The sequence below is a fragment of the Treponema sp. JC4 genome (assembly GCF_000260795.1).
GTDB lineage: Bacteria > Spirochaetota > Spirochaetia > Treponematales > Treponemataceae > Treponema_D.
Map to the genome: position 1 here is coordinate 17,748 of NZ_AJGU01000015.1, position 20,601 is coordinate 38,348.

Annotated in this window: 24 protein-coding genes and 1 tRNA gene; 10 read left to right on the forward strand and 15 right to left on the reverse strand. The window is 43.4% G+C overall.

Going from position 1 to position 20,601, the window contains the following annotated elements:
- Positions 1-12: 12 nt before the first annotated feature.
- The 7 genes from metF (at position 13) to MSI_RS07590 (ending at position 7,106) form a co-directional block, all read left to right on the forward strand.
- Positions 13-882 (forward strand): methylenetetrahydrofolate reductase [NAD(P)H], encoded by an 870-nt coding sequence (metF, locus tag MSI_RS07560; RefSeq protein WP_009105447.1) that lies wholly within the window; start codon positions 13-15, stop codon positions 880-882.
- 48 nt (positions 883-930) lie between these two features.
- On the forward strand, positions 931-1,554 hold the full coding sequence (locus tag MSI_RS07565; protein ID WP_050983911.1) for a vitamin B12 dependent-methionine synthase activation domain-containing protein: 624 nt from the start codon (positions 931-933) through the stop codon (positions 1,552-1,554).
- Between the two features lie 82 nt (positions 1,555-1,636).
- The gene (gene purF, locus MSI_RS07570; protein WP_009105451.1) at positions 1,637-3,049 is read left to right on the forward strand and encodes an amidophosphoribosyltransferase; all 1,413 of its coding nucleotides are present in this window, start codon (positions 1,637-1,639) and stop codon (positions 3,047-3,049) included.
- A gap of 167 nt (positions 3,050-3,216) precedes the next feature.
- Positions 3,217-5,130 (forward strand): glutamine--fructose-6-phosphate transaminase (isomerizing), encoded by a 1,914-nt coding sequence (glmS, locus tag MSI_RS07575; protein WP_009105453.1) that lies wholly within the window; start codon positions 3,217-3,219, stop codon positions 5,128-5,130.
- A 30-nt stretch (positions 5,131-5,160) separates the two neighbouring features.
- Positions 5,161-5,233, forward strand: a tRNA-Ile gene (locus MSI_RS07580).
- Positions 5,234-5,296: 63 nt separating this feature from the next.
- Positions 5,297-5,710: a hypothetical protein gene (locus MSI_RS07585; protein ID WP_009105455.1), complete on the forward strand. Its 414-nt coding sequence runs from the start codon at positions 5,297-5,299 to the stop codon at positions 5,708-5,710.
- A 103-nt stretch (positions 5,711-5,813) separates the two neighbouring features.
- Complete coding sequence (locus tag MSI_RS07590) at positions 5,814-7,106, forward strand: MFS transporter (protein WP_009105457.1); 1,293 nt, start codon at positions 5,814-5,816, stop codon at positions 7,104-7,106.
- Between the two features lie 123 nt (positions 7,107-7,229).
- On the opposite strand, the gene MSI_RS14500 is transcribed toward MSI_RS07590, so the two are convergent.
- On the reverse strand, positions 7,230-7,391 hold the full coding sequence (locus MSI_RS14500) for a hypothetical protein (RefSeq protein WP_009105459.1): 162 nt from the start codon (positions 7,389-7,391) through the stop codon (positions 7,230-7,232).
- Position 7,392: 1 nt separating this feature from the next.
- The gene (locus tag MSI_RS07595) at positions 7,393-7,902 is read right to left on the reverse strand and encodes an ORF6N domain-containing protein (RefSeq protein WP_081481366.1); all 510 of its coding nucleotides are present in this window, start codon (positions 7,900-7,902) and stop codon (positions 7,393-7,395) included.
- A gap of 278 nt (positions 7,903-8,180) precedes the next feature.
- Between MSI_RS07595 and MSI_RS14505 the strand changes: the two genes are divergently transcribed.
- From MSI_RS14505 to MSI_RS07605, 3 genes are read left to right on the forward strand one after another with little or no spacing between them, the layout of a single operon-like run.
- Complete coding sequence (locus MSI_RS14505; RefSeq protein ID WP_155815537.1) at positions 8,181-8,336, forward strand: hypothetical protein; 156 nt, start codon at positions 8,181-8,183, stop codon at positions 8,334-8,336.
- Between the two features lie 50 nt (positions 8,337-8,386).
- A complete protein-coding gene (locus tag MSI_RS07600; protein WP_009105462.1) occupies positions 8,387-9,334 on the forward strand; it encodes an aromatic acid exporter family protein in 948 nt (315 codons plus the stop codon).
- 7 nt (positions 9,335-9,341) lie between these two features.
- The gene (locus tag MSI_RS07605; RefSeq protein ID WP_009105471.1) at positions 9,342-9,884 is read left to right on the forward strand and encodes a DNA-deoxyinosine glycosylase; all 543 of its coding nucleotides are present in this window, start codon (positions 9,342-9,344) and stop codon (positions 9,882-9,884) included.
- Between the two features lie 15 nt (positions 9,885-9,899).
- On the opposite strand, the gene MSI_RS07610 is transcribed toward MSI_RS07605, so the two are convergent.
- From MSI_RS07610 to MSI_RS07670, 13 genes are all read right to left on the reverse strand, one after another.
- A complete protein-coding gene (locus MSI_RS07610; protein WP_009105472.1) occupies positions 9,900-10,259 on the reverse strand; it encodes an arsenate reductase family protein in 360 nt (119 codons plus the stop codon).
- 383 nt (positions 10,260-10,642) lie between these two features.
- Complete coding sequence (locus MSI_RS07615; protein ID WP_009105473.1) at positions 10,643-11,440, reverse strand: RnfABCDGE type electron transport complex subunit B; 798 nt, start codon at positions 11,438-11,440, stop codon at positions 10,643-10,645.
- 105 nt (positions 11,441-11,545) lie between these two features.
- Entirely contained in the window at positions 11,546-12,124 is a 579-nt protein-coding gene (locus MSI_RS07620) for an electron transport complex protein RnfA (protein WP_009105474.1), read from the reverse strand.
- Positions 12,124-12,867 carry an electron transport complex subunit RsxE gene (rsxE, locus tag MSI_RS07625; RefSeq protein ID WP_009105475.1) on the reverse strand — a complete coding sequence of 248 codons (744 nt, stop codon included), beginning with the start codon at positions 12,865-12,867 and terminating at the stop codon, positions 12,124-12,126. Before rsxE ends, MSI_RS07620 begins: the two co-directional genes overlap by 1 nt.
- On the reverse strand, positions 12,860-13,453 hold the full coding sequence (locus MSI_RS07630; RefSeq protein ID WP_009105476.1) for an FMN-binding protein: 594 nt from the start codon (positions 13,451-13,453) through the stop codon (positions 12,860-12,862). Before MSI_RS07630 ends, rsxE begins: the two co-directional genes overlap by 8 nt.
- The gene (locus tag MSI_RS07635; RefSeq protein WP_009105477.1) at positions 13,453-14,568 is read right to left on the reverse strand and encodes an RnfABCDGE type electron transport complex subunit D; all 1,116 of its coding nucleotides are present in this window, start codon (positions 14,566-14,568) and stop codon (positions 13,453-13,455) included. The genes MSI_RS07630 and MSI_RS07635 overlap by 1 nt, the downstream gene beginning before the upstream one ends.
- Positions 14,565-15,962: an electron transport complex subunit RsxC gene (rsxC, locus tag MSI_RS07640; RefSeq protein WP_009105478.1), complete on the reverse strand. Its 1,398-nt coding sequence runs from the start codon at positions 15,960-15,962 to the stop codon at positions 14,565-14,567. Before rsxC ends, MSI_RS07635 begins: the two co-directional genes overlap by 4 nt.
- Positions 15,963-16,245: 283 nt before the next feature.
- Entirely contained in the window at positions 16,246-16,662 is a 417-nt protein-coding gene (locus MSI_RS07645; RefSeq protein WP_009105479.1) for a hypothetical protein, read from the reverse strand.
- 56 nt (positions 16,663-16,718) lie between these two features.
- Positions 16,719-18,041 carry a M48 family metallopeptidase gene (locus MSI_RS07650; protein ID WP_009105480.1) on the reverse strand — a complete coding sequence of 441 codons (1,323 nt, stop codon included), beginning with the start codon at positions 18,039-18,041 and terminating at the stop codon, positions 16,719-16,721.
- A gap of 166 nt (positions 18,042-18,207) precedes the next feature.
- Positions 18,208-18,690 carry a GNAT family N-acetyltransferase gene (locus MSI_RS14000; RefSeq protein ID WP_009105482.1) on the reverse strand — a complete coding sequence of 161 codons (483 nt, stop codon included), beginning with the start codon at positions 18,688-18,690 and terminating at the stop codon, positions 18,208-18,210.
- Positions 18,691-18,698: 8 nt separating this feature from the next.
- Positions 18,699-19,316 carry a GNAT family N-acetyltransferase gene (locus MSI_RS07660; protein WP_009105483.1) on the reverse strand — a complete coding sequence of 206 codons (618 nt, stop codon included), beginning with the start codon at positions 19,314-19,316 and terminating at the stop codon, positions 18,699-18,701.
- Positions 19,317-19,322: 6 nt separating this feature from the next.
- Positions 19,323-19,832, reverse strand: a complete 510-nt coding sequence (locus tag MSI_RS07665; RefSeq protein ID WP_009105484.1) for a GNAT family N-acetyltransferase — start codon at positions 19,830-19,832, stop codon at positions 19,323-19,325.
- Between the two features lie 123 nt (positions 19,833-19,955).
- On the reverse strand, positions 19,956-20,600 hold the full coding sequence (locus MSI_RS07670; RefSeq protein WP_009105485.1) for a CatB-related O-acetyltransferase: 645 nt from the start codon (positions 20,598-20,600) through the stop codon (positions 19,956-19,958).
- Between the last annotated feature and the right edge of the window lies 1 nt (position 20,601).

Sequence of the window (20,601 nt, forward strand, 5' to 3'; positions counted from 1 at the left end):
TATGTTTATCCTATGAAAATTAGTGAGATTTTAAAAAAGAATGAGCCAACACTTTCCTTTGAAGTATTTCCGCCAAAGACAAGCGATAAATTTGATACAGTAGAAGCCGCTGCAAATCAGATTGCAGACCTGCGCCCTCATTTTATGAGCGTAACTTATGGGGCGGCAGGAACCACCCGCGGTTTTACAACAGAAATTGCCGCAAGCGTTCTTAAACACGGGGCGACACCGCTTGCTCACCTTACCTGTGTAAACGCAAGCCGCGCCAGCACAAAAGAACAGCTGGACTCTCTTAAATCTCATGGAATTGAAAATATTCTGGCTCTTCGCGGCGATATTCCCGAAGGTTCAAATCCTTCAGAATGGGAATTCAAACACGCCCACGAGCTGATGGACTTTATAAAACAGAACGGTGATTTTTGCGTAGGTGGCGCCTGCTATCCGGAAAAACACCCTGAAAGTTCAAACGTCAACGATGATATCCGTTCACTTAAAATCAAACAGGATGCTGGCTGCAGTTTCCTTACAACACAGATGTTCTTCGACAACAGCACTTTTTACAACTTTCTTTTCAAAGTTCGCGAAGCCGGTGTAACAATTCCAGTAATTGCAGGAATTATGCCCGTTACAAACGCAAATCAGATGGCAAAAATCATCAAACTTTCCGGAGCTTTTATTCCACGCCGCTACGTTGCCCTCTTGGACCGCTGGTCAAGCGACCCGATTGCCCTCAAACAGGCTGCAATTGCTTATGCTACCGACCAGATTATCGATTTGATTGCAAACGGCGTAAATCACATTCATATTTATACAATGAATAAGCCGGAAGTTGCGGCTAAAATTCAGGAAAATCTGAGCAGCATTATTAAAAAGCCGGAATAAGATGAAGGCGTCGCCTGTGGCGCCGCGTAGTACAAGGCAGTGGGATAATTGGAAGTGTCATACCCGATTGTAAGAAAGACATACAAAGCGTCAGAAATTGAAATCGACCCTCACGAAGTTCTGCGTTATCTGGGCTACAAAAAAGAGCTGATTACAGAGGAAGATATTGCTCAAGTTGAAAGTTTTCTGCCAGAAGCCATGGCCTGTCTTAAGCCCGCCGCCTGCTGGAGTCGTTTTGAGATTGAAATGCTTGAAGAAGATAAAATCTCTTTTCCTTATGGTCAAATTGTAAGTAAAGATTTAAGCAAAAATCTGACAGCTGCCTGCCGGGAAATATTGTTATTTGCAGCAAGTATCGGACTTGAATACGACCGCCTGGTTCAGCGCTCAAGAATTTCTTCTATGGCAAAAGCCAGTTTTTTAAACGCAATAGGGGCGGCTGCTGTAGAAAACGTATGTGACCGCTTGAACGAAGAACTGCGTCAGCTTGTTGCTGCGGAAGGAAAATCTCTCCGCCCACGTTACAGTCCCGGCTATGGTGATTACAGTCTGGAAAACCAGCGGGGCATTTTTGACCTGCTGACCCCCTCAAAGCATATCGGCCTTACCTTAAAAGACAATCTGATAATGGTACCGGAAAAATCAGTAACTGCTGTAATTGGAATTATTTAATCAATTTTAGAAATCACTTCCAAAATATGCATTTTTCATCTATACTAACTCATCTTTTCTATAAAAAAAGCAGGAAAGCATAATGAATAGTTTTGAAATGAGCGAAGAAGACAAACTTCGGGACGAATGCGGCGTTATTGGCGTTTTTATTAACGATAGCAAAAAAGAACAGATGAGCGCTGCTTCTCTGGCATATTTTGGACTTTATTCCCTGCAGCACCGCGGACAGGAAAGTGCGGGAATTGTTACCAGCGACGGAACAAACGTAAAAATCCACAAGGATATGGGGCTTGTTGCCGACGTTTTTAATGCCGAAAATCTTGGCGCCCTGAACGGAAACCTTGCAATCGGTCATGTCCGCTATGCAACTGCCGGTTCAAAAACAATCGAAAATGCACAGCCTATGCTTAATCAGTTTAAGCTTGGTAGTGTTGCTCTTGCTCACAATGGTCAGCTTGTAAACTACGAACAGCTGCGCGAAATGCTTGAGGATGCGGGTTCTACCTTCTCTTCTTCAAGTGATACGGAAGTTATCTTAAAGATGATTGCCCGCAGCTACAAAAAAGGTCTTGCCAAGGCAATTTCTGATACAATCCAGATGATTAAGGGTTCTTACGCCTTGTGTGTAATGACTGAAGACACATTGATTGGTGTGCGCGATCCTAACGGAATCCGCCCCCTTTGTCTTGGTCAGGTTGAAGGCGGCTATGTGCTTGCAAGCGAATCTTGTGCAATTGATGCCATGAACGGAACTTTTGTCCGCGACGTTGCTCCTGGTGAAATCATTACAATCAATAAAGATGGAATTTCTTCATTTAATTTTGGTGAAAAGACGGCTAAACGCACCTGTATTTTTGAGTACGTTTATTTTGCCCGCCCAGATTCTGTAATTGATGGAATTCCTGTTCAGACTGCCCGCCTTAAGATGGGTGCCCAGCTTGCAAAGGAAAGTCCTGTTGATGCTGATGTTGTAATCGGTGTTCCGGACAGCGGTTTGGGTGCGGCTATGGGTTATGCTCAGGCCAGCGGAGTTCCTTATTCAATGGGAATTGTAAAAAATAAATATATCGGACGAACCTTTATTGCGCCTACTCAGAAAGAGCGCGAAAATATGGTTTTTGTAAAACTGAATGCTGTTTCAAGCGATTTGAGCGGTAAAAAAGTTATCGTAATTGATGACTCGATTGTGCGCGGTACAACAAGCCGCCGCCTGGTTCAGATTTTACGCCGTGCCGGTGCAAAAGAAGTTCATTTCCGCGTTAGTTCGCCACCGGTAAAGTTCCCTTGCCATCTGGGAATCGACACACCGACTAAATCAGAGCTTATTTCAAGTACACATGATATAGAAGAAATCAGAAAAGAAATCGGCGCAGACAGCCTTGCCTTTATTTCGCTTGAGGGTATGTTTGAGGCTTTGCGCAGCTGTAATCCGGATTCTTATGGTTTCTGTAAGGGCTGCTTCAGCGGTGAATATCCAATGAGCGTTCAGAATTAGATTAAAAGGAGGAGATGAGGAAAGAGGTAAATCCTAAAAAACTTTTCTGATGAAAAGTTTTTCTTAACGGATTTTCTATATACGCAGGAAATGATTTGCAGGATGAAAGCTAAAAATCATTTTTCTGCGGAAAAACGATTTTTTTAACGCTTTCCTCGATTATCATTATGTGTGGTATTGTAGGCTATATCGGAAATAAAAATGCGACTTCGGTTTTGATTCGGGCTTTGAAGAAGCTGGAATATCGCGGTTATGATTCTGCGGGAATTGCGGTTTATAACGGCGAGGAAATTATTGTTCAGAAGGTTAAGGGTATGCTCAAAAATCTTTCTGAACGCATTACAGGCCAGGTTATTCCTGAAAATCTTAAAGGAAAAGAATATTCTGATTTTGAAGATTCTCTTGCCCGCAAAACAGATGATTTTATTAAGGGTTCAATCGGAATCGGTCATACACGCTGGGCTACTCACGGTGAACCTAGTGATTTGAATGCGCATCCTCACACAAGTGCAGACGGTGTAATTTCTATCGTTCATAACGGAATTATCGAAAACTACGCTGAGCTTAAGGCAAAGCTTCAGTCTCAGGGCGTTGTTTTCCAGTCTCAGACTGATACAGAAGTTGTAGTTCACTTAATCGATAAGTTTTATAAGGAAGAAAAGGATATTTTCAAGGCAGTTTTGAAGGCTGTTCACACACTTGAAGGTTCTTATGCTCTTGGAGTTATCTGCAAGGATTATCCAGACCGTATTATTTCCTGTCGTAAGGAAAGTCCACTTATCGTAGGTCTTGGAAAGGATGAAAACTTTATTGCTTCTGACGTTCCTGCCATCCTTGAACACACCCGCGACGTTTACTATCTTGGTGAAAAAGAAATTGCCGTTTTGTATGCTGACCACGTTGACCTTTTCAATTTTGAAGGCGAAAAAATCATAAAAGAGCCTAGCCATGTTGAATGGGATATGGATGCCGCAGAAAAGGGCGGTTACGAACACTTTATGATTAAGGAAATCCACGAGCAGCCAAAGGGCCTTCGTGATACAATGCGTCCTAGAATCGTAAAAGACGGAACTGGTCTTCCGACAGACGTTTATTTTGAGGAAAACAAGATGGACGATGCCTGGCGCAAGGCAAAACGCGTTGTAATTACAGCCTGCGGAACAGCTTATCATGCCGGCGTTGTTGCGAAATACGCTTTTGAAAAAATTGCCCGCATGAAGGTTGATGTTGATGTGGCAAGTGAATTCCGCTACCGCAATCCAATCCTTGATAAAGATGATATTTTTATCGTAATTTCTCAGTCTGGTGAAACTGCTGATACTTTGAGCGCCCTTCGTCTTGCTAAGCAGAACGGACTTAAAGTTGTTGCAATCACTAACTGTGTTGGTTCTACTGTCAGCCGTGAAGCTGATGATGTAATTTATACACTGGCAGGACCGGAAATTGCCGTTGCTTCTACAAAGGCTTACACAACTCAGATTTTGTGTCTCTATCTACTTGCAATTAAAGCCGGAAAACTCCGCGGAACTTTGAGTCAGGAAGACTGCACAAAGCTTCTTTCTGAACTTGAAGGAATCCCAGATAAGGTTCAGGAAATTCTGGACGGAAAGGAAACAATCCAGAAGTTTGCGGCACAGCAGTTCAATAAAGATAAGATTTTCTATATCGGACGCCAGTTCGACAGCGCAACTTCTTTGGAAAGTGCTTTGAAACTTAAGGAAGTTTCTTACATGCATTCCGAGGCATTTGCGGCAGGCGAACTTAAGCACGGTCCTATTGCTTTGATTGACCCTCAGACTCTGGTTGTTGCAATTGCCAGCCAGCCTGATTTGTATGAAAAAATCGGTTCAAATATGGTTGAGGTAAAGGCCCGCAAGGCAACCGTTCTTGTAATCACTCAGGATGAAAAAGCCTTTGAAGGAAAAACAGACGAAGTATTTAAGATTCCGGAATGTTCAGATACTCTGGCTTCGCTTTTGACTGTAATTCCTGCCCAGCTTTTTGCCTACTATTGTGCAGTTCAGCGCGGTTTTGATCCTGATAAGCCTCGTAACCTTGCAAAATCGGTAACAGTTGAGTAAAGTCCCGAAATTTGCTATATTATAAAAATCGGGCCATTAGCTCAGCGGTTAGAGCAGAGGACTCATAATCCTTTGGTCCTTGGTTCAAATCCAAGATGGCCCAAGACGAATGCCTATTCAGCTATTCTGAATAGGCATTTTTTTTAGGCAGATTTTCAGGAGTCATATGGAATTCAAATATTGTCGTATCCAGGGAAAAGAACTGGCTGCAAATACACGAAGCGGCAAGGGCATTTTCAGCATGCTGCATCAAATGGTGACTGACGGAATTATGAATGATGAGGATACAGGTCTTTTCCTTGAAATAGAATCCTGGTTTGCAGAAAAACTGCCCTTTCCTCCGCAATGTAAAAGACAGGAAAAAGTAATCTGTTATTTTAAGACAGAAAATTCCGAAATGATGCTCAAAATGATTAATCCACTTCTCTGGCTGCTGGAACGCTATAATCATCCCTATTACGTCGTATATACAAATTTTCCTGGCGAGATTGTATATGAAGATGATTTTCAGGTTGCCGTTAAAGTTGATGAAAATGTCGTTGTAGAAGACGTTCAGGCAAGCTGGAGCCCAAAAGACTGATCCCCTATAATTTCTTATTATAATTTTTCTATCCACTAATAGATTTTTCATCAAATCACCAATATAATAGAAGAGGTTTTATTTTTATTTATTGGTGGTTTATATGAAAAACATTCAGAACAAATGGATTAGAGGAGCAATCCCTGCCCTTCTTCTTCATTGCAGTATCGGTACTGTTTACTGCTGGTCTATTTTCAGCCAGGAAATTGCTGATTATATCGGCTTTTCAAAAGGCGCAACAGAATGGGCCTTCAGCTTTGCAATTTTCTTCCTTGGTATGTCAGCAGCATTCCTCGGAAACCTTGTTGAAAAAAACATTCACAAGTCTTCTTTGATTGCAACTCTCTGTTTCTCTTGTGGTATGGCAGGAACAGGTTTCTTCATTCAGTGGGGCGGCGCACACCGCGGTAATCCACTTGCCCTTGTTGGAATTTACATCTGCTACGGCTTTATCATGGGTTGTGGTCTTGGAACCGGTTACCTGAGCCCTGTAAAGACTTTGATGCTTTGGTTTAAAGACCGCAAAGGTCTGGCAACAGGTCTTGCAGTTGCAGGTTTTGGTGCAGCAAAGGCTATTGCATCTCCAATCATGCAGGCTCTTCTTGGCGACAACAAAAACGGCGAAATCTTCAAGATGTTCTATATTCTTGCCTGCGTTTACTTTGTAATGATGTTCGTTGGTCACCTTATCCTTGCAAAACCAGCTGACTGGGTTGAACCTCAGACAAAATCTAAGGACGAAGGAATTATCGCAACTCTCAAACGCGAACCAATTATCAGCTACGTTGCAATCTGGCTTATGTTCTATATCAACATTACCTGTGGTCTTGCCCTGATTTCTCAGGAAAAGATGATTGTAAAATGTCTTGGCCTTGCAAGCGCAGTAGGAATCATTTCTACAATTTCAGCAGTTTTCAATGCTGGCGGACGTCTCGGCTTCTCTGCCTGGGCAGACTCAATGAAAGACCGCAACTCAGTTTACAAACTGATTTTCATCCTTTCTATCGCCTTCACAGCAATCGTTTACTTTGCAAAAGGAATTGAAAACGGTGCTGGAAACATCATCCTTACAGTTTTCGTTCTTGCCCTGATTTTCATCGTAAATGCAGGCTACGGCGGCGGCTTCTCTAACATCCCTACACTGCTTTCTGACCACTACGGAATGGGAAGCATTTCTGCAATCCACGGAATTACACTTTCTGCATGGGCTTTTGCAGGTCTTACCGGAAACCAGATGGCAAACGCAATCGTTCAGCGCACCGGCGAGTTCGTAGAGCTCCACGGAATCAAAGTAAACCCAACCGGCTATCAGCACGTTCTGATTGTTACCGGCGCCCTTTACATCGTAGCGCTCTGCTTGAGCTTGTTCCTGGTAAAGCCAACTAAGAAAGATTAGTAAAGAGGGGGGAAGCATCCCCCTGTCTTCAGCCCGCTTCGCGGGCTTACGCCACCCTCTCTGCGGGGGACACCCCCGCAACGCCCCCATCTTTTTATTTCATAAGAAACATTGTCAAAAAAATCAAATAGCAGCTACACAATCCAACCGATCACAATTTGCGACTAGTTCAACATCAACTTCAGAACAATCTTCCTTATCCGGATTTTTTGATAAAGATAAAACATTGTCTCTATCATTCCATTCAATCATTTTGACCCGTGCAACAGGGATTCCTTTTTTCATATTATTCCCCGCTGATAAATCCGATTTTTCGCTTTGATTTCGGTTCCTCAATCAGATTATTTAATACCTCTATAATCTGATTGATTTTCTTATCCTGTTCGGAAAATTTTTTATCACAATGTTCTATATGAAGTAAGAGAAGACGTCTTATTTCTGCAAGCTCGGCTTTATCATCCGTTTTTACAATCTGTGAACTGACATAATGTCTAAGTTTGATGAACGCATCCATAATCCGGATACTGACTTGAATTGCCGTTGGACTATGAAGAACAGCAGAAAGCATCGCAACGCCTTGCCTGGTGAAGACGTAAGGGAGATATTTTAAATTTTTACCACGCATACTATCTGATTCATTGTTCAAGATCACAGATTGTGACCTTAAAGACTTATACTCTTCACTTGTAAGCTGGAATCTAAACTCTTCAGGAAATCTTTCAAGATTTCTTTTTACAGCTTGATTAATAACCCTGGTTTCCACCCCATACAATTCCGCCAAGTCACGGTCAATTATTGCCTGAAAATTAAAATATTATTATCTTTTTATCTGTATGCAGATGAATAAAAATAATTCGGACTTTTCGACTCCGAAAATCGATGTTCCGGCTACCTCGCAAAACCTCAAAAAATTACGTGTCGCACGAAACATCTCTGTAAAACAAGTCCAAACTCTCTTTGGAATGGAAAAATCCTCAATCTATTTACATATGGGAAAATCCAGATAAAAAAAATCTACCCTGTATAGATAACCTTGTTGTATTGGCGAACTTCTATAAAGTTTCTCTCGATGAAATGATAATAATCAAAATGGAAAATACTTCTGATTTGTCTGTAAGCAAGCCAAGACCATCTTATGGAATTTCAAAAGAAACTCTGGATTTCATTACACGCACAACTAATTCGAATACAAAAGCAGCATTACAAGATTATTATAGTTTTTCAATCTAACCTTAAAAATTTCTATCTCCATACCTACTTTTCCATGTTATAATTTCCACATGAAATCTATTCTCATAAATACAGTTAAGATTTCGGCAGCAGCAATACTTGCGGTTTTGTGTGCTCAGGCAATGGGACTGGATTTTGCAGTCTCGGCAGGAATTGTTGCTATTCTTTCGGTGCAGCCTACAAAAAAGGAGACTCTCCGCACCGCCCTCGCACGCCTTCTTGCCTTCGCCGCAGCCCTCGCAATTTCAATCACGCTTTTTAATCTTCTTGGCTTCAGTCTGCCGGTATTCTTTCTTTATCTTGTGATTTTTATTCTTGTCTGCCAGTGGCAAAAATGGATTTCTGCAATGGCCATGGATTCCGTGCTGATTTCACACTTTCTTTCCTTTGGGAAAACCGGTATCCCGGAAGTTACAAATGAGATTCTGCTTTTTCTTATTGGCGTAGGCTTTGGAATTCTTGTAAATATTTTTCTTCACAAAAAGACTAATTATATAGAAGAATTAAAATCAAAAACCGACAATCAGATAAAACTTGTCCTTGCCAGAATGGCAGCCCGCATAAAAAATCCCGCCCTGCCAGATTACGACGGCAGCTGCTTTACATCACTTAATCAAAGCATCTTCACCGCCAAAAAGCAGGCCGAAGAAAACTTCAACAATCAGTTTTCCAAAAAAGACACCTTCGACAGCCGCTACCTGGAAATGCGCGAAAATCAGACAAAAATCCTTTACGAAATGTACAAGGCCGTAAGCAAAATCCGCGATGTTCCTTCCACCGCCAGCCTTCTTTCCGATTTTCTAGAAAAGGTAGCCACTGAATATCACAAGGACAACGATGTAAAATCCCTTCTGGAAGAGCTGGCCCTCATCAGGGATAAAATGAAAACTCTCCCGCTGCCTCAAAGCCGGGCCGAGTTCGAAGACCGGGCAAATCTTTTTATTCTGATGGAACGCCTGCAGGATTTTCTTCAGATAAAAAGGAATTTCATGCTATAATAGCCCCATGCCCGCCAGTACCTTAATCACCCATCCGCTTCCGCCAGTCTGGAACGCACAAAGTAAAGTTCTCCTTCTTGGCACAATGCCTTCTCCAAAAAGCCGCGAACTCGGCTTCTTTTACATGCATCCGCAAAACCGCTTCTGGCGCGTACTGCCCCAGGTTTTCGGTGAAAGTCTGACCCATCCAAACAAGGTCCCAGACACAAAAGCCGCCATAGAAGAACGACGCGATTTTCTTTTACGTCATAATCTCGCCCTCTGGGATGTCCTTGCCAGCTGCCAGATAAAAGGCGCAGCCGACTCATCAATCCGCCGGGAAATTCCAAACGATTTTTCGCAAATTCTATCAGAATCAAAAATCCGTCACGTCTTTTTTACAGGCCAGACCGCTGCCGCCCTCTGGAAAAAACACTGCGCCCGCCTCTACGAAGAGCGCTTCAATCTGGAAGTTCACTCACTTCCAAGCACCAGCCCGGCAAACGCCCGCTTCACTCTGGAGAATTTAATAGAAGAATATCAGATTGTGAAGAAATACACGCTGGACTAAGCCCTCAAGGCCGCCCTACTTCCAGCCTTCCCAGATTTTCTGCGCCATTCCAACCGTGGCCTCAGTCTTTCCGTTTCTGCAAACCGGCTGCTTCAAAAGTTTCGCCTGATTTTCAAAAAGTTTCTCTTCGATTTCACTGTCATCAAGGTAAGCGATGCTGGCATAATCCTTAGCCTTTTTATCAATCATCGCCTCAATCGCCGCCGCCCTGCCGCCTTCCACCCGCGCAAGAGCCGTCACCACCGAGTCAAACTCCCCGGCGCTCATCTCCTTTTCCTTCAGATCGACAAACTGAAAATCAATCCGCCTCTCCTTAAAAAATCTCTGCGCGCTCTTAGTATCAAACGATTTATTAGTCCCAAAAATTTGAATCATGATTACACCCTTTTTTTAATTACGATTTTACAAAATTATTCAATATAAATACTCTTGCGTTAATCTTCAATTTTATATACTATACAAACTCTAGGGGACGCTTGTATTTGCGGCGGCTTGCCTCCGATTTCTCATGAATGAAGGAGGCTGTCTGTGACTGAATATGAAAAAGCAATGATTGCCATTGCAATTATCACATTAATCATAGACCTGCTCACCTTCCTGCTAAAATAGGATAAGAGCACAAAAAAAACCGCCCTATAGTGTGACGACTTTGTGGGCGGTTTTCTATAATCGCTAACGGAGGCAAGTCGCTCTTTTACAAGCGTCTCCGTTTTTTTTAATATAGCATATTTTGCGTAAAAGTCAACCTTTACGCAAAATTAAAACATCCCCAATACCTTATCTGGGCAGGCTTTGATACACTCGCCGCAAGAGGTACACTTGCTGTAATCCACTTTTGGGATACCGCTTGTGATGTCGATGGCGCCTTCAGGGCATTTTTTAGCACAAATACCGCACTTGAAACAGCCGACAGAACAGTCTTTACGGATCTGAGGTTTGTTTTCGTTGTGGCATGAACAGAAGGCAAATGCGCCTTTTGTGTCTGCAGGCATAAGCATGAAGATGTGCTTTGGACAAGCCTTAACACACTTTCCGCAGCCTACGCACTTAGAGCGGTCAACTTTAGGAAGTCCGTCTGCTCCCATTGAAAGGGCGCCGAAAGGACAAACTTCAACACAGTCACCAAAACCGATACAGCCGAATGAACATTTTTTTGTTCCGTTCATTGTAAGCTGGGCAGCGGCACAGGTTTTTACACCATTGTATTCACCGCGGCTCTGGGCAACTTCTTTTGTACCATGGCATGCAAGAACTGCTACCTTTGGAACTACGTCGCCGGCACTTCCACCCATGATTTCTGCAACTTTTGCAGCGCAGCTTGCACCACCTGCAACACAGCCGTTTGTAGGAGCTTCGCCTTTTACGACAGCTTCGGCAAAAGCATCACAACCTGCATAGCCGCAGCCACCACAGTTACCGCCACTGAGTAAGTCGCGGACAGCCTGTACTTTTGGATCTACCTTAACGTAGAAAATCTTCTTAAAAAGCCCGAGAAGAACGCCTAAAAGGAATCCTACTACCAGGGCAACTAAAATAGTATATATAACTAAAGTCATCTTATCCTCCAAAATGGGGTTTTAGGGGCTAGCCCCTAGGAGAGGGGGTAGCGTAAGACCGCATAGCGGGCTGAAGCGAGGGGGAGACTTCCCCCACCCCTAAAATTATTTAATCAAGCCCTTAAATCCCAGGAATGCCAAACTCAACAAGCCTGCAGCAACATACAAAATTGGGGTTCCCTGGAAGGAACGAGGGAGTTTTGCAATCTTAAGACGGCTGCGGACTCCGCTCATAACTACCATACTGATTAAAAAGCCGATTGCAGAACCAAGGGCGTAAACAAGGCTTTCTCCGTAGTTGTAGTTTTTGCTGATGCAGTTGATTGTTACACCAAGTACGGCACAGTTTGTTGTGATAAGGGCAAGGTAAACACCCATTGAGCGGTAGAGGGCCGGAATAGATTTCTTAAGGAAGAATTCTACCAGCTGAACCAGTGAGGCAATTACAAGGATGAAAATCAAAGTCTGGAGGAACTGAAGTCCAAGAGGAATCATTACAAGCTTGTAAATCGGCCAGGTTACGGCTGTTGCAAGGATGATTACAAACGAAGTTGCAATACCCATGCCGGTTGCCTTGTCAGTTTCGGCTGTCATACCGATAAAAGGACAGATAGCAAGATACTGAATGAATACTACGTTATCTACAATTGCAGATTTTATGATGAGCTGAATTAAATCGATCATTATTCACCCTCCTTTGCAGGGGCTGCCGGAGAAGCAGCATTTTCGCCGGCTGGAGAAGCAGGTTTTGAACCGCAGGCAGAGCCGCAAGTTGCACAAGATGGTTCGTCGCAGGCTGGAAGCGGTTTGTTCTGCTTTTCTGCCATTCGGATTTTTAATCCCTGCATCAAAGCGGCAAGGAAGCCGAATACCATAAATCCGCCAGGAGCACTGTTGAATACGCCGATTCTGTAAGCTTCCGGAATTAGTTCAACTTTAAGAGCTGTTCCTGCCATCAGAGTACCGCCGCCAAGAAGCTCGCGGAAGAAAGAAATCAAAACAAGAACGAAGGTATAACCGATTCCCATTCCAAGCGCATCCAAAATTGAGTTTCCAATGTTATTTTTTGAAGCAAAGGACTCAACACGACCCATGATGATACAGTTTACTACAATCAGAGGAAGGAAAACGCCAAGCGCATCGTAAAGGGCTTCAACGTAAGCGTTCAAAACCAGCTGAACGATTGTTGTAAAGGCCGCAATAATGATAATAAAAATTGGAAGACGGATAGATGAAGGAATCTTCTTTCTGAAAATACTGATTACGATTTCGCTCATAACAAGTACGAAAGTCATACCCATACCCATTCCAAGTCCGTTAAAAATGCTGGTTGTAACACCAAGCGAAGAACAAAGTCCGATATTCAAAACCAGAAGCGGATTTTCGCGGACAAATCCGTTGGTAAAAATCTGAAGCTGCTTATTCATTTGTAGCCCCCTGTTTTTCAAGATATTTCAAGAGAGAGCCGGTTCCTTCTGTAAGAAGATTTGCAACACCGTTACTTGTGATTGTTGCCCCGGAAATTGCATCAAAAGTTTCGCCGGTTTTGAAGCCGTCTTTTGCATTTTTTCCTTCAAACTGGCCGAAGAATGTCTTACCATTTGAGAGCGTAAAGGTAGGATCATTTGCCTTAAGTCCGAAGCCCGGAGAGTCTGTGTTTTTAAGGAACTGGAGTCCTGTGATTGTTCCGTCAGCCTTCATTCCGACAAGGATTGTAGCCTGATCGTAGGTAGGACCGTTTACCTGAGCAGCGCCGCCTACAGCCTTGCCGTCTTTCTTTGCAATAATCATGTTTTCAATTTTGATTGTGCCGACGCTGGCCCCATCATAATCGCTTACAGCTTCAAAAGTGTAGCCGTCGCCAGGGAAGAAGCTTGCCATAGCCTGGTTTACTTTTTCTACCTGGTTCTGGGCAATTTTTGGAGCTGTAAAATTATTTACAACTGCAAGAACGGTGCAGGAAATTACTGCGTAAATTGCCAGAGTAAGGCCAAGTTTAATCATTTCTTTCATTATTTTACCTCCTCTGGTTTTGCGTTCTGCACATCAAAAGTCTGAACGATTTTTGCAGGAGTTGGTCTGCGGTTGCCTTTTTTACCGTAACCGTACATGCGGCCTGTAAAGTTGTTCAAAAGCGGAGCAACAGCATTCATAATCAGAATACTGAACATAACTCCTTCCGGATAACCGCCAAAGCGACGAATCAGCCAGGTGATAAGACCACAGCCAAAGCCGAAAATCAAACGGCCGGGACCAGTGATTGGACTTGTAGCGTAGTCTGTTACCATGAAGGTGGCACCAAAAATCAAACCGCCGGTGAGCAGGGCAACAAGAACATCAGTTCCAGCAGCAGCTACGCCAGCGTGGAGGCCGCCAAGGAATGTACAAACAACAACAGTTCCTACCATTGCCAGCGGAGCACGCCAGTCAATAATGCGGGTCAAAGCAAGGAAGACAAAAGAAATCAGCAAAAGCAAAATCGAAGTTTCACCAATACAACCTGCACGGTTACCAATGAAAAGCTGCCAGAGGCTCTGACTGTCTGCAACAAAGTTTCCAGCCTTTACCTTACTCAAGGTCGTAGCGGCAGTAATTCCATCCCAAACAGTAGCCTGGCTCATTGCGTCAATCTCTGCGGCAGTCTTTCCCATAGCCTCAAGCTTTTCGTAAATATGAGGAACCAGGTGAGGATCATACCAGCGGGCACCGATTGCAGCCGGGAAGCTCAAAAAGAGAACGGCACGACCAGTCAGAGCCGGGTTGAAAACGTTGCTTCCGATTCCACCAAAAAGACCTTTTGCGACAACCATTGCGGCAAGGTCACCAAGCAGAACCATCCATACCGGAGTAGTAGAAGGCAAAACCAGGGCAAGAAGAACGCCGCTCACAGCAGCACTCAAATTGCTCACAAGTATCTTCTGCTTTGTAAGTTTCTGGAAAAGGGCTTCAAAAAGCACGCAGCCAAAAACTGAAACTACAATTTTTACAAGGGCAGGAAGTCCAAAAAATACAATTCCCGCAATACACTCAGGAAGCATAGCAATCAAAACGCAGGCCATGATTTTCTGAGTTGTAAGCCCTTCCGTAAAATGAGGGCTCGAAGACACTACTAATTTTTTATCGCTCATTTTGCCCCTCCTTCTTTAGTCGAATTAGCCTGTGCAGCAGCCTGAGCAGCGGCAGCAGCAGCCTTTTCCCGCTCGGCAGCCATCTCTGCACGTACAATAGATTTTCCAAGTCTGATTCTCTGAACAAGCTTTACGTGAGCCGGGCAGACAAAAGCGCAGGAACCGCATTCAATACAATCCATAAGACCGTAACGGCGGGCCTTTTTAGTATTGGCAGCCTTAAGCTCGCGAATCATCAGAACAGGATTGAGGTGCATAGGGCAAACGTGAACACATCCGCCGCAGGAAATACACTGATCTTCATCGCCGATAAAGGTCTCGTGGTCAGTAAGGAAGGTTACACCACTTGTTCCCTTAGCAACCGGGAAGTCAGCGCTAATCATGGCAAAGCCCATCATAGGACCACCACTGATGATTTTTGCAGTTGCCCCTTCTTTCAAAGTAAAGAAATCCGGCATAAGGTCGCTTACCAGAGTTCCAACCGGTACGCGAAGGTTGCAAGGCTTTTCTACAGCCCCGCCGCTGATAGTAAGAGCGCGCTCAATAAGAGGCATGCCCAGGCGGAAGGCGTCACTGATAGCGCAGACAGTACCAACGTTAGAAATGATACAGCCCGCATCAGCAGGAAGCTTAGCGCTAGGAATTTCCACACCAAGGCAGGCAGAAACAATGAATTTTTCCGAGCCCTGAGGGTATTTAGTTTTTACCAGGCGAACAGACATATCGTCGCCATAGCCTTTTTTATATATGATATCGTCCAGAATCGGTTTGATGAAAGCCTTGTTGTCTTCAAGCGCAATAATACCGGCAGCGCCAACCATATGAAGGATAATAGCAAGACCGTCAATCAGTTTTTCCGGAGTCTCCTGCATAGTGCGTTCATCGCAGGTAAGATAAGGCTCACACTCCGCAGCGTTCACCAGAACGTACTCAATTTCTTTGTCAACCGGAGGATTAAGTTTTACATGAGCCGGGAAGGAAGCACCACCCATACCCACAATACCAGCATCGCGGATACGTGCCAGCGCAGCATCGTGATCACAGGTAAAAGGATCAAGCGGCTCCATAAAAGAAGTTCTGTTTTCGTCATCAGCCTCGATGATAATACAAGGAACTTCCGAGTTACCGGTAACAAGGCACTTTGCAATCTTTTTTACCTTGCCCGAAACCGAAGAATGAACAGGACAATTCATAAATTTGTCGCCGTTCGCAATAATCTGACCTTTTGCCACAAGGTCACCCACTTTTACAAGCGGAGTATTCGGAGCTCCGCCCATAGTTACAGGAATCGTCACCGTCTTAGAAGCAGGAAAAGCCGCAGTAATCGCACACTGATTGCTCAGCTCCTTCATCTCTTTCGGATGGATTCCCCCTTTAAATGTAAATGCTCTCATATACTACCTATATGCGTAATAAATTCGTTCTATATTATAATGCAACATTCCCGATTTATGAAGATTTAAATAAGTAATAAAAGTAGTTTGTATATGGTCGTTCCCGTCCGGCTCCTTCGTCGCCGGCCGGTCGCTATGTTCCGGGTTCCGCTGTCGCTCCAGCCGCTTCCCTCGTCCGTTTGCTCCGCAAACTACCTCAGTCCAGTGGCCAAGCCCTTCACAGCGCTAACGCAAAAAAATGCCCGTGCAAACTTGCACGGGCTGTATAGCTAAAGGTTAGAGTTTAATTCTGGAGAGTAAATGTGGTGCCGAAATAATCACCGCTTCCACCAGAAACAGTTAGAGTTGCATCTCCGTCTTCATCTTCCCAGTCATAAGGTGAAGTGTCTGATCTTTCTTGTGTCCATTTGATTGTAATAGTACACTCAGAAAAAGTATCACCTGTTTTTTCATACGTACCTTTCTTAATAATACCATCAGTTACAGCTTCGGCTGCTTCTGATCTTGCATAAGCAACACTGGCATCACTATATAAAATAATTTTCTGCCAATTACTGCCAAATTCATACTTATAAGTTGCAGAAACTGTTACATCACTGCCGCTACCACTATCGCTGCTGTCATTTGAACAAGAAGCGAAACCAAGAACCAAAGCACCTGCAAAAAGCATAAGTGCAACCATTTTTGAGAATTTTTTCATACAATTCCTCCGAATTTCTTATTGTACTTTTACTATACAATATGGGGGGGGGTATGTCAATTCTTGTTTTGTAATTTTTCTATTCTTTCTACCAGAGTCGGATGCGAATAATTCCAGAAAACGTAAAGTTTTGGCGGAATCAATTCAGAAAGATTATCGCTGTTCAGTTTGATAAGACCTGTGATTAAAGGCTCCGGGCTTTCAAGAACTTTTGCGCTGAAGGCATCTGCCTGATATTCCTGCTTTCTTGAAGAAAGATTTACAATCGGGCTTAAAATCTCACTTAGGGCAGAATAAATTGTGATTGCAAGGAAAAGGCCGATAAACTGGAAGCTGGAAATATTCTGTGCCGTTACCGAAGCAAAGCCGAAGCCCTGGTAAAGCGAAGTAAAGTTTGCAAGCTTGTACAGAATGAACATTACAACAAACTCAAGCGGAATCATAATAAAAAGTCGCTTTGTTATGTGGTGAAGTTTGAAATGTCCAAGTTCGTGTCCCAGAACTGCCGCAAGTTCATCAGCAGTCAGAGATTTTAACAATGTATCGTAAAGGACAATCCTCTTTGTTTTTCCAAAGCCGCTGAAATATGCGTTTGAATGTCCGCTTCGGCGGGAAGCATCCATCACAAAAAGACCGCCATTCTTAAAACCAACTTTATTCAGCACCGCAGAGATTTTTTCTTTTACTTCGCCTTCTTCAAGCGGAGTGAATTTGTTGAAAAGAGGCGCAATAAATTTCGGGTAAACAATCTGCATGATAAAGGTAAAGGCAATAAGCACAGCAGAAAGAATTGCCCACCAGCTTGCGGTAAACTTTACAAAAAAGACTGCAGCGGCAATTGTAAGGAGGGCTGAAAGAATCAGCGATACAAAAATCCCCTTAATCATATCAGAAAGCCAGAGCTTTACAGTCATCTTTGAAAAACCGAATCTCTTTTCTACGACAAACTCACGGTAAAGAGAAAAAGGAAGCCCAAGAATTGAAGAAGGAATTCCAGCGATTATCATAAAGAAAAAGAAGATGGTAAAAGTGCTGCCGATTGCAGCAGGCTGACCGAAAATTCCTGTCAGAAAATTCAAAACAAAAGGATAAAAACCGAAAACAACCAGGGCGAGTTCAAGAATAAGCGAACAGATTGACGACGGAATCCAGGCAAAATATTTTGCGTTTTCGTATTCGCAGATTTTTTTCAACTTTTCACCATCAAAAGTTTGAGTCGAAAGGGGGATTTTCTGCAAAATCTCGGGAAGCTTACCGCCGTTTTTTACGCGAGCCCGATAATCAATAAATTCCAGAAACTGATTGATTAAAAAAGTTATCAGCGTTCCAAAAAGAAAAACTAAAACAAAAATGTTCGAAAAATCTACTGCAATATTCATATCATTAATATAGTAAAAATTATCCTTTTTTTCAAAAATTCCCGATATTATTTTTTCATATATTTTTCCTCAAAACTATCATATCCACCAGCTGAAGGCCGCATTCGATTATAGGATGGTCATAATTCTTTGTAAAAAAGTCTTTGATTACGTGGTGGCGTCTGAATCAGCATTTATTTTTTCTCCTGTAAACTCTGCTTTCTTCACCCCAAACAGTCTTCATTTTTTCAAAAAAATCAAATCCATACTTTTCGTAAAGACCTTCTTCATCAGTTGAGACATAAACGTATTCAGATTCTGGATAAGCAGTCTCAGCAACTTTCATACAGTGCTCTATTATTTTTCCTGCAAGACGCCGCCCGCGATAAACTGGTGTGGTAAAAACAAACCCAATCCAGGGGCGAAATTCCGAAATAACCTCATCCCTATCGCAAAAAGTTACAAACGAAGCAACTGTAGGCTTTCCGTTCGTAATTTTATCCTCATCAAGAAGAATATAAAGAAATCCGTTTCCAAGCTTTTCGTGAAAAGACTCCTCCTTCAAAAGTGAAAGCAAAAAGCCAATCGCCCGCCACTCCCCTTGAAGTATCTCTAGCTGCGATATAATAGAAGTTTTATCATCATAATCAAAGTAATTGATAATCTGCATTTTCCTTCCTAAAAAATTTGTCCTGGAAGCTTAAGTTTTTCCTTGGGCGGAAAGCCCTTATCAAATTCTTCGACATCAGCATCACTTACATAATAAGCCGCAGGAGTCTGGTAAATGCCCCTAACTTCGCTTAAATATCCAGCCTTCAATTCCCGGCACAAAAAGAAAGAATCATCAGCCCCTTGCGGTAAATCGTGATAGCGGATTCCAAACTTGCGGGCAAAATCAAAGCCGCCGTGTTTGTAAAAATCAATATTTCCTTCAAACAAAACAGCCCCAAAGCCCATCTCCTCAGCCTTTTTTACCGAATAATCAAGCAGCTGCTTTCCGTAGCCCATGCGCTTCAAATCATTTGCAATGCAAATCGGCCCCATCGTAAGAACATCAATTTTTCGCCCGTCGTCACCATCAATGCAGGTTTTTACAAAACAGTTCTGCCCGATAATTCTGCCGTCTTTTTCCATCACAAAATCCAGTTCTTTCACAAAAGCCGCGTCATTCCTAAGCACATGAATCAAAAAATGCTCGCTGCAGCCAGGCCTGTAAACATTCCAGAAAGATTCCCGAACCAGCTCTTCAACCTTGCGAAAATCCTCCGTCCTCTCATTCCGAATAATCACTTCCATATTTCTCTACAAATCCTTCATATAAAGCACTTCGTCTTCAACAACTTTTCCCATAACCGTCTTTGTAAAGGCTTTTACAAACTTCATTCCGTTACGCTCCGCCACATGACGACTGGGAAGATTGTCCGACTTCATATACGAAATTATTTTTTTCATACCACGCGCTTTTGCAAATTCTCCGCATGCCTTTGCCGCTTCAATTGCGTAGCCCTTGCCGCGAAACTCCTTTCGCAGGTGATAGCCGATTTCCGGAAACAAATCCTTTTCCACCTGCTGCATGGTAATTCCGCAGTCGCCAATCATTTCGCCGCTTTCCTTCAGGCAGACCGCCCATAGCCCAAACCCGTATTTCTGATAGTTATCAAGATTCCACTTAATCCAGTTTTCAACTTCCTCCCGCGAAAAAGGATGTGGATAATACCTCATCGATTCCGGGTCGCTCAAAACAAGCGCAAGAGTATCAACATCTTCCAACGTCATCTCGCGCAAAAATAATCGTTCAGTTTCTAATATCATATTTTTTCCTTTTCTGGCGGTTCCAGCCCGCTTCGCGGTCTGTCGCGCTTTCCGTGGTTCCGCGCTAACCGCGCTGCATTCCTTCGGAACGGCTTTCGCCGCCACTCCAATCGCTAACCGATTTTACATGCCCAGCCGTTTCTTCAATTCTTCTCTCACCATTTCCAGACTTCCGCTCGTCAAAATCGGAAGCAGCGAATCAATTTCTTCAATCGATTTATCCCACCATTTGAATTTTTCGAGAAGTTCAATCAATTGGTCATCAAAACGATTTCGAATTTTACGGGCAGGATTTCCGACCACAACCGAATAGGGCTCAACATTGCATCCCACAACCGCATTCGCGCCGATAATCGCGCCGTCACCAATATGCACGCCTGGCAAAATCACCGCATTCTGCCCAATCCAGACATCATTTCCGATTACAGTGTCACCCTTTAGCGGCATATCGCTCGGAGCAGGTGGTTTCGCATTCCAGCCCTCAAGCGTAAAAAATGGAAATGTCGTGACCGCATTCATCTGATGATTTGCACCGTTCATTACAAACTCAACGCCACTCGCAATTTGGCAGAACTTACCGATTATGAGCTTGTCCCCGTTCCACTCATATAAATACGTAACATGACTTTCAAAATCAGAATCCGCAATATAAGTAAAATCCCCCACAATAATCTGCGGATTTTTCAGCGTCGGCTTCACATAGATTTCTTTGTCGTAATTTGCAATCGGATAAATCGTCATCGGATCTGGTTGCTTACCATTTTTCATT

Bases quoted from the DNA above. Each gene is read 5' to 3' on its own strand.
- metF (WP_009105447.1), top strand. From the start codon at position 13: ATGAAAATTAGTGAGATTTTAAAAAAGAATGAGCCAACACTTTCCTTT.
- purF (WP_009105451.1), top strand. From the start codon at position 1,637: ATGAATAGTTTTGAAATGAGCGAAGAAGACAAACTTCGGGACGAATGC.
- glmS (WP_009105453.1), top strand. From the start codon at position 3,217: ATGTGTGGTATTGTAGGCTATATCGGAAATAAAAATGCGACTTCGGTT.
- MSI_RS07585 (WP_009105455.1), top strand. From the start codon at position 5,297: ATGGAATTCAAATATTGTCGTATCCAGGGAAAAGAACTGGCTGCAAAT.
- MSI_RS07590 (WP_009105457.1), top strand. From the start codon at position 5,814: ATGAAAAACATTCAGAACAAATGGATTAGAGGAGCAATCCCTGCCCTT.
- MSI_RS14500 (WP_009105459.1), bottom strand. From the start codon at position 7,391: ATGAAAAAAGGAATCCCTGTTGCACGGGTCAAAATGATTGAATGGAAT.
- MSI_RS14505 (WP_155815537.1), top strand. From the start codon at position 8,181: ATGATAATAATCAAAATGGAAAATACTTCTGATTTGTCTGTAAGCAAG.
- MSI_RS07600 (WP_009105462.1), top strand. From the start codon at position 8,387: ATGAAATCTATTCTCATAAATACAGTTAAGATTTCGGCAGCAGCAATA.
- MSI_RS07605 (WP_009105471.1), top strand. From the start codon at position 9,342: ATGCCCGCCAGTACCTTAATCACCCATCCGCTTCCGCCAGTCTGGAAC.
- MSI_RS07610 (WP_009105472.1), bottom strand. From the start codon at position 10,259: ATGATTCAAATTTTTGGGACTAATAAATCGTTTGATACTAAGAGCGCG.
- MSI_RS07615 (WP_009105473.1), bottom strand. From the start codon at position 11,440: ATGACTTTAGTTATATATACTATTTTAGTTGCCCTGGTAGTAGGATTC.
- MSI_RS07620 (WP_009105474.1), bottom strand. From the start codon at position 12,124: ATGATCGATTTAATTCAGCTCATCATAAAATCTGCAATTGTAGATAAC.
- rsxE (WP_009105475.1), bottom strand. From the start codon at position 12,867: ATGAATAAGCAGCTTCAGATTTTTACCAACGGATTTGTCCGCGAAAAT.
- MSI_RS07630 (WP_009105476.1), bottom strand. From the start codon at position 13,453: ATGAAAGAAATGATTAAACTTGGCCTTACTCTGGCAATTTACGCAGTA.
- MSI_RS07635 (WP_009105477.1), bottom strand. From the start codon at position 14,568: ATGAGCGATAAAAAATTAGTAGTGTCTTCGAGCCCTCATTTTACGGAA.
- rsxC (WP_009105478.1), bottom strand. From the start codon at position 15,962: ATGAGAGCATTTACATTTAAAGGGGGAATCCATCCGAAAGAGATGAAG.
- MSI_RS07645 (WP_009105479.1), bottom strand. From the start codon at position 16,662: ATGAAAAAATTCTCAAAAATGGTTGCACTTATGCTTTTTGCAGGTGCT.
- MSI_RS07650 (WP_009105480.1), bottom strand. From the start codon at position 18,041: ATGAATATTGCAGTAGATTTTTCGAACATTTTTGTTTTAGTTTTTCTT.
- MSI_RS14000 (WP_009105482.1), bottom strand. From the start codon at position 18,690: ATGCAGATTATCAATTACTTTGATTATGATGATAAAACTTCTATTATA.
- MSI_RS07660 (WP_009105483.1), bottom strand. From the start codon at position 19,316: ATGGAAGTGATTATTCGGAATGAGAGGACGGAGGATTTTCGCAAGGTT.
- MSI_RS07665 (WP_009105484.1), bottom strand. From the start codon at position 19,832: ATGATATTAGAAACTGAACGATTATTTTTGCGCGAGATGACGTTGGAA.
- MSI_RS07670 (WP_009105485.1), bottom strand. From the start codon at position 20,600: ATGAAAAATGGTAAGCAACCAGATCCGATGACGATTTATCCGATTGCA.